Raw genomic sequence first — 12,021 nt, forward strand, 5'->3', positions numbered from 1 at the left:
TTTTTTATGTCCGCAGGGCACAGGTCCGATTAGCGGATAAAAAAAATCCCGCCGAAGCGGGATTTTTAAACGGATGCGCGGGGATATTACAGCAGGAAATCGTCCAGCGTTTTACCTTGCTCATCCATCGCTTTCTTGATCACTGCCGGAGTACGACCCTGACCAGTCCAGGTTTTAGTTTCGCCATTTTCGTCAACGTAGCTGTATTTAGCCGGACGTGCAGCGCGCTTGGTTTTAGTTCCCGCTTTAACTGCAGCCATAGTGCTCAGCAGTTCATTAGGATCAATACCGTCAGCAATCAGCATTTCACGATATTGCTGCAGTTTACGAGTGCGTTCTTCAATTTCCGCAGCCGCAGCGCTTTCTTCTTCACGACGTTCGTTAACGACAACTTCTAATTTTTCCAGCATTTCTTCGAGCGTTTCAAGGGTGCATTCTCTTGCCTGTGCACGAAGAGTACGGATGTTGTTCAGAATTTTAAGTGCTTCGCTCATTGTAGTAATCTCAAACTTATATTGTGGGGTGGTTTGTTGGTCTAATAATAGAGCGATAAATTCAGATGTGCAATAGGGGAGAATGTAAGGAAGTCAAAATAACTTGTTATTTGTCTCGGGAATTAATTCATTTAACTTAAATTTTATGTGCGGGTTCACATCTTTCCTGCTTATAGCGCGGTGGAAAACATAAGCTAAAACCCTGAGATAGTATGCTTTTTCTGTTGCGCGATGAGAAAAATTATACTTTGCATGGATAAATATCATTGTCAGTATTAGCGCAGCAGCGGCGATGATGTTTAATATAAAACACTTGTCCAGCGCGGTTATAGCTATCAGAAAAATGCCTGGTAAGCACAAAAGCGCAATAGCGATGTGAGAGCGGACCGCTGTTGGCGCACGAATAGCAGGCATTCCCCTTCAATTAAGATGCTTAATCTATCAGGCATTCGTTGACCGAACATTCCCGGCAATACCCACACGGTGAGGGCTGATAGTGAGTGAATATATGATACAATTTTGCTGCGAAAAAACACATTGATTGGGGTTACGCGGCCGATGGCACAACTTTATTTCTACTATTCAGCAATGAATGCAGGCAAGTCTACCGCTCTGTTGCAGTCTTCATACAATTACCAGGAGCGAGGGATGCGTACTCTGGTTTATACCGCAGAGATTGACGATCGCTTTGGTTCAGGGAAAGTGAGTTCAAGGATTGGCCTCTCCTCGCCGGCGCGGTTGTATAATACGCAGACAGCGTTATTTACCGACATTGCCGACGAACATAGACGTCAGCCGATTCACTGCGTATTAGTTGATGAGAGCCAGTTTTTGACGCGCGAACAGGTGCATGAGCTGTCTGAAGTCGTAGACCAGCTGGATATTCCCGTGCTGTGCTATGGACTGCGTACTGATTTTCGCGGTGAACTTTTTACCGGCAGTCAATATTTGCTGGCGTGGTCAGATAAGCTGGTTGAATTAAAAACTATCTGTTTCTGCGGTCGTAAAGCGAGCATGGTTTTGCGCCTCGACCAGGAGGGGCGGCCGTACAATGAGGGGGAACAGGTAGTGATTGGCGGTAATGAACGCTATGTGTCCGTCTGCCGCAAGCATTATAAGGAGGCGTTGAGCGTCGGTTCTTTAAGCTTTGTGCAGAACAGGCAGCACACCTGCTAATACCTTCCCGTGAGACCCTCTCAGGCGCTTATATAGCGCCTTTTTTTATTACTCAACCCTGAACCCTTGATTATACATTTCGGCCGTCTGAGACCTTATGTGGGCCGCTGAACGGGGGAGATAAAAAAAGCCCCATCATAAGATGGGGCTGGTATTAACGTTCTTGACTACTGTGAGATTAAGCGGATTTCTTCGCTTTTTTCTCAGCTTTACCCGGCGCGGCTTCTTTCTTCTCTTCCACGCCGCCTTCGACGTAATGGCGACCGTAGTAGGTATCCAGCAGAATCTGTTTCAGCTCGGCAATCAGCGGATAGCGCGGGTTGGCGCCGGTGCACTGGTCATCGAATGCGTCTTCAGACAGCTTATCAACGTGGGCCAGGAAGTCAGCTTCCTGCACGCCAGCTTCGCGGATAGACTTAGGAATACCCAGTTCAGCTTTAATTTCTTCCAGCCAGCCAAGCAGTTTTTCGATTTTCGCTGCGGTGCGGTCACCCGGTGCAGTCAGACCCAGGTGGTCAGCGATTTCCGCATAGCGACGACGGGCCTGCGGACGGTCGTACTGGCTGAATGCCGTCTGTTTGGTCGGGTTGTCGTTGGCGTTATAGCGGATAACGTTGCTGATCAACAGGGCGTTCGCCAGACCGTGAGGAATGTGGAACTGAGAACCCAGTTTGTGCGCCATGGAGTGACATACACCCAGGAAGGCGTTAGCAAACGCAATACCGGCGATTGTTGCAGCACTGTGTACGCGCTCACGCGCTACCGGGTTCTTAGAACCTTCATGGTAAGACGCCGGCAGGTTTTCTTTCAGCAGCTTCAGCGCCTGCAGCGCCTGGCCGTCGGAGAACTCGGAAGCCAGTACGGAAACGTAAGCTTCCAGCGCATGGGTCACCGCATCCAGACCACCGAAAGCACACAGGGATTTCGGCATTTCCATGACCAGGTTAGCATCAACAATCGCCATATCCGGAGTCAGGGCATAGTCAGCCAGCGGGTATTTCTGCCCGGTTGCATCATCGGTAACAACGGCGAACGGCGTGACTTCAGAGCCGGTGCCAGATGTGGTGGTGATCGCCACCATTTTGGCTTTAACGCCCATTTTCGGGAACTTGTAGATACGCTTACGGATATCCATAAAGCGCAGCGCCAGCTCTTCGAAGTGGGTTTCCGGATGTTCGTACATGACCCACATGATTTTCGCCGCGTCCATCGGGGAACCGCCGCCCAGGGCGATAATTACGTCCGGTTTGAAAGAGTTCGCCAGCTCAGCGCCTTTACGGACGATGGTCAGAGTCGGGTCAGCTTCCACTTCAAAGAAAACTTCTGTTTCAACGCCGGCCGCTTTCAGTACGGAAGTGATCTGGTCTGCGTAGCCGTTGTTAAACAGGAAACGGTCGGTGACGATCAGCGCGCGTTTGTGACCATCAGTAATCACTTCATCCAGCGCGATTGGCAGTGAGCCACGACGGAAGTAGATAGATTTCGGAAGTTTGTGCCACAACATGTTTTCAGCTCGCTTAGCAACGGTTTTCTTGTTGATCAGGTGCTTAGGACCAACGTTTTCCGAGATGGAGTTACCACCCCATGAACCACAACCCAGAGTCAGGGAAGGTGCGAGTTTGAAGTTATACAGGTCACCGATACCACCCTGAGAAGCCGGGGTGTTGATCAGGATACGTGCGGTTTTCATCAACTGACCGAAGTAAGCAACGCGTTCTGGCTGGTTATCCTGGTCGGTATACAGGCAGGAAGTGTGGCCGATACCGCCCATAGCAACCAGTTTTTCCGCTTTATCAACCGCGTCTTCGAAGTTCTTCGCACGATACATCGCCAGCGTCGGGGACAGTTTTTCGTGGGCAAACGGCTCGCTTTCATCAACGTCGGTGACTTCACCAATCAGAATCTTGGTGGACACAGGAACGGTGAAGCCTGCCAGCTCAGCGATTTTATACGCAGGTTGACCAACGATAGCGGCGTTCAGCGCGCCATTTTTCAGAATGATATTCTGAACCGCTTTCAGCTCCTGGCCCTGCAGCAGGTAGCCGCCGTGGCTGGAGAAACGTTCGCGAACGGCGTCGTATACGGAATCTACAACGACTACGGACTGCTCGGAAGCACAAATAACGCCGTTATCGAAGGTTTTAGACATCAGTACGGATGCGACGGCGCGTTTGATATCAGCCGTTTCGTCGATAACAACGGGAGTGTTACCCGCGCCTACGCCGATTGCCGGTTTACCAGAGCTGTACGCTGCTTTAACCATGCCCGGACCGCCGGTAGCGAGGATCAGGTTGATATCCGGGTGATGCATCAGCGCATTGGACAGTTCTACGGAAGGCTGGTCAATCCAACCAATCAGATCTTTCGGCGCGCCGGCAGCGATAGCCGCCTGCAGTACGATATCAGCTGCTTTATTGGTTGCATCTTTAGCACGCGGATGCGGCGAGAAGATGATGGCGTTACGAGTCTTCAGGCTAATCAGAGATTTAAAGATAGCGGTTGAAGTCGGGTTAGTAGTCGGGACGATACCGCAGATGATACCAATCGGTTCAGCGATTGTAATAGTACCAAAGGTGTCATCTTCAGACAGGACGCCGCAGGTCTTTTCATCTTTATAGGCGTTATAGATGTATTCGGAAGCAAAGTGGTTTTTGATCACTTTATCTTCGACGATGCCCATGCCGGATTCGGCAACGGCCATCTTAGCGAGAGGGATTCGAGCATCTGCAGCGGCCAGAGCGGCGGCGCGGAAGATTTTGTCTACTTGTTCTTGAGTGAAACTGGCATATTCACGCTGGGCTTTTTTTACGCGCTCTACGAGTGCGTTAAGTTCAGCGACATTAGTAACAGCCATAATGCTCTCCTGATAATGTTAAACTTTTTTAGTGAATCAGTAGCTCGATTCGACAGTATAGACAGTGTGTTAACTGCTTGCATTTAAATGTTAACGTAAAGAATTTTGTGCTTCTGACTTCACCGATTGACTAAAAAAGCTTTTGTTTTTTCTTTCAGGTACCGCTGTTGTGCCTCCTCTCTGTGTGTAAACAAGGTTACTCACTTCTGAGTACAAATTATGTGATCTAAATCAATAATCGGCAAAGCTGATACCTTTCAGCAGGTCATTTTTTGACCAATTTGCTCAAGTGTAATGATACGGTATGCTAATTAAATGACTAAATAGCATTGCATAAACAAATAAATAACATTCCAGCCTTATTATGTACTTCCAGATGAATAGAGATGAATTATGCTATCAAACAGCGTATCTTCTCGCGGATATTTTATGCTGGTAACTGTCAACAGCCATTTTTATGATGCTGCGGAGCGCCCTGTGATTCAGTCGTTGTTCGATTTTTCAGCCTACTTTAAATTTTTTATTGGGTTATTTGCGCTGGTAAACCCGGTTGGCATTATCCCGGTGTTCATTAGTATGACCAGCTACCAGACGGCGGCCGTACGCAACAAAACCAACCTGACCGCCAACCTGTCCGTCGCCATTATCCTGCTCACGTCGCTGTTTTTGGGCGATGCAATTCTGCAGGTCTTCGGCATTTCCATTGATTCTTTCCGCATTGCCGGCGGGATTCTGGTCGTCACCATTGCCATGTCGATGATTAGCGGCAAGCTGGGCGAGGATAAACAGAACAAGCAAGAAAAATCAGAAACGGCCATTCGCGAGAGTATTGGCGTGGTGCCGCTGGCGCTGCCCCTGATGGCCGGTCCCGGGGCCATCAGTTCGACTATTGTCTGGGGAACGCGCTATCACAGTGTCGCCCACTTTGTTGGCTTTTCCGTCGCTATCGCGCTTTTTGCGCTGTGCTGCTGGGGCATTTTCCGTATGGCCCCCTGGCTGGTTCGTTTACTTGGTCAAACCGGTATCAACGTAATTACCCGTATTATGGGACTGTTGCTGATGGCTCTCGGGATTGAGTTTATCGTGACCGGTATAAAGGCGCTGTTTCCAGGGCTGGTGAATTAACCTGCATCGCTTTGTGCGCGGGGCTCATTGTCCCGCGTTTGCTAAATATCAGTAAAACATATCAAAAATGGTGATTTATCTGGCTGGTATACGTTTTTTTAATGCCTGATAATGTTATTTATTTTCAGTTAATTACCCCTGTAATTTACGTCTTTCCTGCCGTTTTACCCACAGTCGCTACTGTTATTTTCTTCACATCATTCTCTGGCGCTTGCCGTCTGATAATCGAAATGATATTAGTAATTTATCTCGTGAAGCAGATGAATGTGCTAAATAATAAGCGAATGTTAAATTTTCGTACAAAATTTCATCGATTCACTGAGATTTGGCATTCAATGCGAGTATTTTATTTTAACGTCATGATAAATAACAATTTTTTAAACATTGCCCTGCCTGATGCTGACTCGGCTACCGCAATGATCTGGCGACAAAAGAGAATCCGGTAACATATTTGCAAATTGCATTGGCGGACAATAAAGCGTTTTGGTACTTTCCGGCGTGATCTTTAGTGAATTCATGCGCAAATGAGAATTCTTATTAAATAGCTCATTGCGACTTAAAATCGCCCCCGGACAGGGGGGTAAGAATCGACGTCAAGGCTGCCGTTTGAGCGGTCGTAATAAATAAGTCGGTGATAGCAAGCAGTACTCGCTGGCAGCTGCATAAACTCCTGCACTGTTCAGAATCCAGAAAAGAGAAAACAGGCTGGTTAAATAGCCAGTAATTATAATGAGTGGAGTAACAAACACATGACCATCATCACGAAAAAAAGCCTGGTAGCCGCAGGCGTACTCTCTGCATTAATGACAATCAACGCCGCGGTGGCGGCAGATGTACCGGCAGGGGTACAGCTGGCGGATAAACAAACGCTGGTACGTAACAACGGCTCCGAAGTTCAGTCTCTCGATCCGCACAAAATTGAAGGCGTGCCGGAGTCCAATATTAGCCGCGATTTGTTTGAAGGGCTGTTGGTAAGCGACCTTGATGGCCATCCGGTGGCGGGTGTGGCGGAAAAATGGGACAACAAAGATTTTAAAGTCTGGACCTTCCATCTGCGTAAAGATGCTAAGTGGTCCGACGGTTCGCCGGTTACCGCGCAAGATTTTGTTTATAGCTGGCAGCGTCTGGCGGATCCGAAAACAGCCTCGCCTTATGCAAGTTATTTACAGTACGGTCACCTGGCCAACGTTGACGACATCATCGCCGGGAAAAAGCCAGCAACCGATCTGGGCGTCAAAGCGCTGGACGATCATACCTTCGAAGTGACCCTTAGCGAACCGGTACCTTATTTCTACAAACTTCTCGTGCACCCATCCGTTTCTCCAGTTCCTAAAGCCGCTATTGAGAAATTTGGTGACAAATGGACCCAGCCGGCCAATATCGTCAGCAACGGCGCGTATAAATTAAAAGACTGGGTAGTGAACGAACGTATTGTACTGGAACGTAATGCTAACTACTGGGATAACGGCAAAACCGTTATTAATCAGGTTACCTTTTTGCCGATCGCTTCTGAAGTCACCGACGTCAACCGCTACCGCAGCGGCGAAATCGATATGACCTATAACAATATGCCGATCGAACTGTTCCAGAAACTGAAAAAAGAGATCCCGCAAGAAGTTCACGTCGATCCGTATCTGTGTACTTATTACTACGAAATCAATAACCAGAAAGCGCCGTTTACCGATGTTCGCGTGCGTACCGCGCTGAAGATGGCGCTGGACCGCGACATTATTGTCAATAAAGTGAAAAACCAGGGCGACCTGCCAGCCTATAGCTATACGCCGCCGTATACCGATGGCATGAAGCTCATCGAACCTGAGTGGTTCAAGTGGTCACAGGAAAAACGTAATGAAGAAGCGAAAAAACTGCTGACCGAAGCCGGCTATTCTGCTGACAAGCCGCTGACTTTCAATCTTCTCTATAACACTTCCGATCTGCACAAAAAACTGGCTATCGCCGTGGCTTCGATCTGGAAGAAAAATCTGGGTGTCAACGTGAAGCTGGAAAATCAGGAATGGAAAACCTTCCTCGATAATCGCCATCAGGGTACCTTCGATGTCGCACGCGCCGGCTGGTGCGCGGACTACAACGAACCCACTTCCTTCCTGAATACCATGCTGAGCGACAGCTCAAACAACACTTCGCATTATAAGAGCCCGGCTTTCGACAAGATTATTGCCGAAGCGCTGAAAACCAGCGATGAAGCAAAGCGCGCGGATCTCTATGCACAATCCGAGCAGCAGCTGGATAAAGACTCCGTCATTGTACCGGTCTTCTATTATGTTAACGCCCGTTTGGTTAAGCCGTGGGTAGGTGGGTATACCGGTAAAGATCCGCTGGATAATACTTACACAAGAAATATGTACATTGTGAAGCACTAATGGCAATACGTGAGGCAGGCATCATTGCCTGCCTCACGGTGTCTTATTTCATCGCACTATTGAAGGCACACGCCAGAAGGTACGGGCAATGTTAAAATTTATCTTACGTCGCTGTCTGGAAGCGATTCCGACGCTATTTATTCTTATTACTATCTCTTTCTTCATGATGCGTCTTGCGCCGGGAAGCCCTTTTACCGGTGAACGCACGCTGCCGCCGGAAGTCATGGCGAATATTGAAGCAAAATACCATTTAAACGACCCCATCATGACCCAGTACTTCAACTACCTGAAGCAGCTGGCGCACGGTGATTTCGGTCCTTCTTTTAAATATAAAGATTATTCAGTCAACGATCTGGTGGCCTCCAGCTTCCCGGTATCAGCCAAATTAGGCTTTGCCGCGTTTTTTCTGGCGGTGGTGCTCGGCGTGACGGCCGGGGTTATTGCAGCATTGAAGCAAAATACGAAATGGGATTTTGCCGTGATGGGGATAGCAATGACCGGAGTCGTGATACCGAGTTTCGTGGTGGCGCCACTGCTGGTCATGATATTCGCCATTACGCTGCACTGGTTGCCGGGCGGGGGATGGAACGGCGGGGCGCTGCAATATATGATTTTGCCGATGGTCGCTCTGTCGTTAGCCTATATCGCCAGTATCGCGCGTATTACCCGCGGTTCGATGATCGAGGTTTTGCACTCTAACTTCATCCGCACCGCCAGGGCAAAAGGCTTGCCGATGCGCCGTATTATTCTGCGCCATGCCTTAAAGCCTGCGCTGCTGCCGGTACTTTCCTATATGGGGCCCGCCTTCGTCGGTATTATCACCGGCTCAATGGTTATCGAAACGATTTATGGTCTGCCGGGAATCGGTCAGCTGTTCGTCAACGGCGCGCTGAACCGCGACTACTCGCTGGTGCTCAGCCTGACCATTCTGGTGGGCGCATTGACCATTCTGTTTAACGCGATTGTTGACGTGCTGTATGCCGTTATCGATCCGAAAATTCGTTACTGACGCTGGGGTTCGCCATGATGTTAAGTAAGAAAAACAACGAGGCGCTGGAAAACTTCAGTGAAAAACTGGAAGTCGAGGGGCGTAGCCTCTGGCAGGATGCCCGCCGCCGCTTTATGCATAACCGCGCCGCGGTTGCCAGCCTGATTGTGCTGGTGATTATTGCGCTGTTCGTTACCATCGCGCCGATGGTAACGCAGTTCTCCTATTACGATACTGACTGGGGCATGATGTCCAGCGCGCCCGATATGGAGTCCGGCCACTACTTTGGTACCGACTCTTCCGGCCGCGATCTGCTGGTGCGCGTGGCTATCGGCGGGCGTATCTCATTGATGGTCGGCGTTGCTGCTGCGCTGGTGGCGGTGATTCTGGGAACGCTTTACGGTTCGCTTTCTGGCTATCTGGGCGGCAAAGTGGATTCGGTGATGATGCGCCTGCTGGAAATCCTCAACTCCTTCCCGTTTATGTTCTTCGTCATTCTGCTGGTGACCTTCTTTGGCCAGAATATCCTGCTGATTTTCGTGGCTATAGGCATGGTCTCCTGGCTGGATATGGCGCGTATCGTTCGCGGTCAGACCTTGAGCCTGAAGCGAAAAGAATTCATTGAGGCTGCGCAGGTCGGCGGCGTTTCAACGCGCAATATCGTTATCCGCCATATCGTGCCTAACGTGCTTGGAGTGGTTGTGGTGTATGCCTCACTGCTGGTCCCAAGCATGATTCTGTTTGAATCCTTCTTAAGCTTCCTCGGTCTGGGGACCCAGGAGCCGTTAAGCAGCTGGGGCGCGCTGCTCAGCGATGGCGCCAACTCGATGGAAGTGTCGCCGTGGCTGCTACTGTTTCCTGCCGGTTTCCTGGTAGTTACGCTGTTTTGTTTTAACTTTATCGGCGATGGCCTGCGTGATGCCCTCGACCCGAAAGACCGCTAAGGAGCGCCGTCATGAGTACGATTGAAACGGCGAAAACGCCGCAGACTGCCCAACAATCCGGATTGCTTCTGGATGTGAAAGATCTCCGCGTCACCTTTGGTACCCCCGATGGCGATGTGACCGCGGTCAACGATCTCAATTTCAATCTGCGGGCCGGGGAAACCTTAGGCATCGTGGGCGAGTCCGGTTCCGGTAAGTCGCAGACCGCTTTTGCGCTGATGGGCCTGCTGGCGGCAAACGGTCGCATCGGGGGTTCAGCGACCTTTAACGGTAAGGAGATCCTTAACCTCCCGGAGCGCGAACTGAATAAGCTGCGCGCCGAGCAGATCTCCATGATTTTTCAGGACCCGATGACCTCGCTCAATCCCTATATGCGGGTAGGCGAGCAACTGATGGAAGTTCTGATGCTGCACAAAGCGCTGAGTAAAGCCGAAGCGTTTGAAGAGTCGGTGAAAATGCTGGATGCAGTCAAAATGCCGGAAGCGCGCAAGCGGATGAAAATGTACCCACACGAGTTTTCCGGCGGGATGCGCCAGCGCGTGATGATTGCGATGGCGCTGCTGTGCCGGCCCAAGCTGCTGATCGCCGATGAACCGACCACGGCGCTGGACGTGACCGTACAGGCGCAAATCATGACGCTTCTCAATGAGCTTAAGCGCGAATTTAATACCGCAATCATCATGATTACCCACGACCTGGGCGTTGTCGCCGGCATCTGCGACAAGGTGCTGGTGATGTATGCCGGGCGTACCATGGAGTATGGCGAGGCGCGCGACGTCTTTTACCAACCCTCGCATCCGTATTCCATCGGACTGCTCAACGCAGTACCGAGGCTGGATGCGGAAGGCGATGCCCTGCTGACGATTCCCGGTAACCCGCCGAACCTGCTGCGTCTGCCTAAGGGCTGTCCATTCCAGCCGCGTTGCCCGCATGCGATGGAGATTTGCAATAGCGCTCCGCCTCTGGAGGAGTTTGCACCTGGCCGCCTGCGCGCCTGCTTTCAACCGGTGGGGGATTTGCTATGAACGCCGTAACGGAACAAAGAAAAGTCCTGCTCGAAATCGCCGATTTGAAGGTGCACTTTGATATTAAAGATGGAAAACAGTGGTTCTGGCAGCCGTCAAAAACGCTGAAAGCGGTAGATGGCGTGACGCTGCGTCTGTATGAAGGGGAAACCCTGGGCGTGGTCGGGGAGTCAGGCTGCGGAAAGTCGACGTTTGCGCGCGCGATCATTGGTCTGGTGAAAGCCACCGACGGTAAAGTCGCCTGGTTGGGCAAAGATTTACTGGGCATGAAGGCCGAAGAGTGGCGCGACGTGCGTAGCGATATTCAGATGATCTTTCAGGATCCGCTGGCGTCGCTCAATCCGCGCATGACGATCGGGGAAATTATTGCCGAGCCGCTGCGCACCTATCATCCAAAAATGCCGCGCCAGGAAGTTCGCGACCGCGTGAAGGCGATGATGATGAAAGTGGGCCTGCTGCCGAACCTGATTAACCGCTATCCGCATGAATTCTCCGGCGGCCAGTGTCAGCGTATCGGTATTGCGCGCGCGCTAATTCTTGAACCGAAGCTCATTATCTGCGATGAGCCGGTCTCCGCGCTGGACGTGTCGATTCAGGCACAGGTGGTTAACCTGCTGCAGCAGCTGCAGCGGGAAATGGGGCTGTCGCTGATTTTCATCGCCCACGATTTGGCGGTCGTAAAGCATATTTCCGACCGCGTGCTGGTGATGTATCTTGGTCATGCCGTGGAGCTGGGCACCTACGATGAGGTGTACCATAATCCGCTGCACCCCTATACCAAAGCGTTGATGTCGGCGGTGCCGGTGCCGGACCCCGATAAGGAAAAGAATAAAACGATCCAGCTGCTGGAAGGGGAGCTGCCATCGCCGATTAATCCGCCGTCGGGATGCGTATTCCGTACCAGATGCCCCATCGCCGGGCCGGAGTGCGCAAAAACGCGACCGGTGCTGGAGGGCAGTTTCCGCCATGCGGTTTCCTGCCTGAAGGTAGACCCGTTATAATCTCTGGGGCTGACGTAAGTCAGCCCTTTTATT

At 50.8% G+C, this 12,021-nt stretch carries 10 protein-coding genes; 7 read left to right on the forward strand and 3 right to left on the reverse strand.

Annotated elements, in window-relative coordinates:
• Window positions 1-86: 86 nt before the first annotated feature.
• Together hns and KO1_RS02435 are read right to left on the reverse strand one after the other, a co-directional pair.
• Window positions 87-494, reverse strand: a complete 408-nt coding sequence (hns, locus tag KO1_RS02430; RefSeq protein ID WP_004103116.1) for a histone-like nucleoid-structuring protein H-NS — start codon at window positions 492-494, stop codon at window positions 87-89.
• Between the two features lie 93 nt (window positions 495-587).
• Window positions 588-908, reverse strand: a complete 321-nt coding sequence (locus KO1_RS02435) for a hypothetical protein (RefSeq protein WP_017145681.1) — start codon at window positions 906-908, stop codon at window positions 588-590.
• Window positions 909-1,052: 144 nt separating this feature from the next.
• On the opposite strand from KO1_RS02435, the gene tdk reads away from it, so the two are divergent.
• Window positions 1,053-1,670: a thymidine kinase gene (tdk, locus tag KO1_RS02440; protein WP_016808826.1), complete on the forward strand. Its 618-nt coding sequence runs from the start codon at window positions 1,053-1,055 to the stop codon at window positions 1,668-1,670.
• A 178-nt stretch (window positions 1,671-1,848) separates the two neighbouring features.
• Here the strand turns inward: tdk and adhE are convergent, their stop codons facing one another.
• A complete protein-coding gene (gene adhE / locus KO1_RS02445) occupies window positions 1,849-4,524 on the reverse strand; it encodes a bifunctional acetaldehyde-CoA/alcohol dehydrogenase (protein WP_004103112.1) in 2,676 nt (891 codons plus the stop codon).
• A 477-nt stretch (window positions 4,525-5,001) separates the two neighbouring features.
• On the opposite strand from adhE, the gene KO1_RS02450 reads away from it, so the two are divergent.
• From KO1_RS02450 to oppF, 6 genes are all read left to right on the forward strand, one after another.
• The gene (locus KO1_RS02450) at window positions 5,002-5,649 is read left to right on the forward strand and encodes a YchE family NAAT transporter (protein WP_024274364.1); all 648 of its coding nucleotides are present in this window, start codon (window positions 5,002-5,004) and stop codon (window positions 5,647-5,649) included.
• Window positions 5,650-6,398: 749 nt separating this feature from the next.
• The gene (gene oppA / locus KO1_RS02460) at window positions 6,399-8,030 is read left to right on the forward strand and encodes an oligopeptide ABC transporter substrate-binding protein OppA (RefSeq protein WP_004103108.1); all 1,632 of its coding nucleotides are present in this window, start codon (window positions 6,399-6,401) and stop codon (window positions 8,028-8,030) included.
• Between the two features lie 88 nt (window positions 8,031-8,118).
• Window positions 8,119-9,039, forward strand: a complete 921-nt coding sequence (gene oppB / locus KO1_RS02465) for an oligopeptide ABC transporter permease OppB (protein WP_004103106.1) — start codon at window positions 8,119-8,121, stop codon at window positions 9,037-9,039.
• A gap of 14 nt (window positions 9,040-9,053) precedes the next feature.
• Window positions 9,054-9,962 (forward strand): oligopeptide ABC transporter permease OppC, encoded by a 909-nt coding sequence (oppC, locus tag KO1_RS02470; protein ID WP_004103105.1) that lies wholly within the window; start codon window positions 9,054-9,056, stop codon window positions 9,960-9,962.
• An 11-nt stretch (window positions 9,963-9,973) separates the two neighbouring features.
• The gene (locus KO1_RS02475) at window positions 9,974-10,987 is read left to right on the forward strand and encodes an ABC transporter ATP-binding protein (RefSeq protein WP_004103103.1); all 1,014 of its coding nucleotides are present in this window, start codon (window positions 9,974-9,976) and stop codon (window positions 10,985-10,987) included.
• Window positions 10,984-11,988, forward strand: a complete 1,005-nt coding sequence (oppF, locus tag KO1_RS02480) for a murein tripeptide/oligopeptide ABC transporter ATP-binding protein OppF (protein WP_004103101.1) — start codon at window positions 10,984-10,986, stop codon at window positions 11,986-11,988. Before KO1_RS02475 ends, oppF begins: the two co-directional genes overlap by 4 nt.
• Window positions 11,989-12,021 lie beyond the last annotated feature (33 nt).

The sequence above is a fragment of the Klebsiella oxytoca NBRC 105695 genome (assembly GCF_001598695.1).
Taxonomy (GTDB): Bacteria; Pseudomonadota; Gammaproteobacteria; order Enterobacterales; family Enterobacteriaceae; genus Klebsiella; species Klebsiella oxytoca.

Coding starts and splice junctions, on each gene's coding strand:
- adhE (WP_004103112.1), bottom strand. CDS start 4,524: ATGGCTGTTACTAATGTCGCTGAACTTAACGCACTCGTAGAGCGCGTA.
- oppA (WP_004103108.1), top strand. CDS start 6,399: ATGACCATCATCACGAAAAAAAGCCTGGTAGCCGCAGGCGTACTCTCT.
- KO1_RS02435 (WP_017145681.1), bottom strand. CDS start 908: ATGCCTGCTATTCGTGCGCCAACAGCGGTCCGCTCTCACATCGCTATT.
- tdk (WP_016808826.1), top strand. CDS start 1,053: ATGGCACAACTTTATTTCTACTATTCAGCAATGAATGCAGGCAAGTCT.
- oppB (WP_004103106.1), top strand. CDS start 8,119: ATGTTAAAATTTATCTTACGTCGCTGTCTGGAAGCGATTCCGACGCTA.
- KO1_RS02475 (WP_004103103.1), top strand. CDS start 9,974: ATGAGTACGATTGAAACGGCGAAAACGCCGCAGACTGCCCAACAATCC.
- hns (WP_004103116.1), bottom strand. CDS start 494: ATGAGCGAAGCACTTAAAATTCTGAACAACATCCGTACTCTTCGTGCA.
- oppF (WP_004103101.1), top strand. CDS start 10,984: ATGAACGCCGTAACGGAACAAAGAAAAGTCCTGCTCGAAATCGCCGAT.
- oppC (WP_004103105.1), top strand. CDS start 9,054: ATGATGTTAAGTAAGAAAAACAACGAGGCGCTGGAAAACTTCAGTGAA.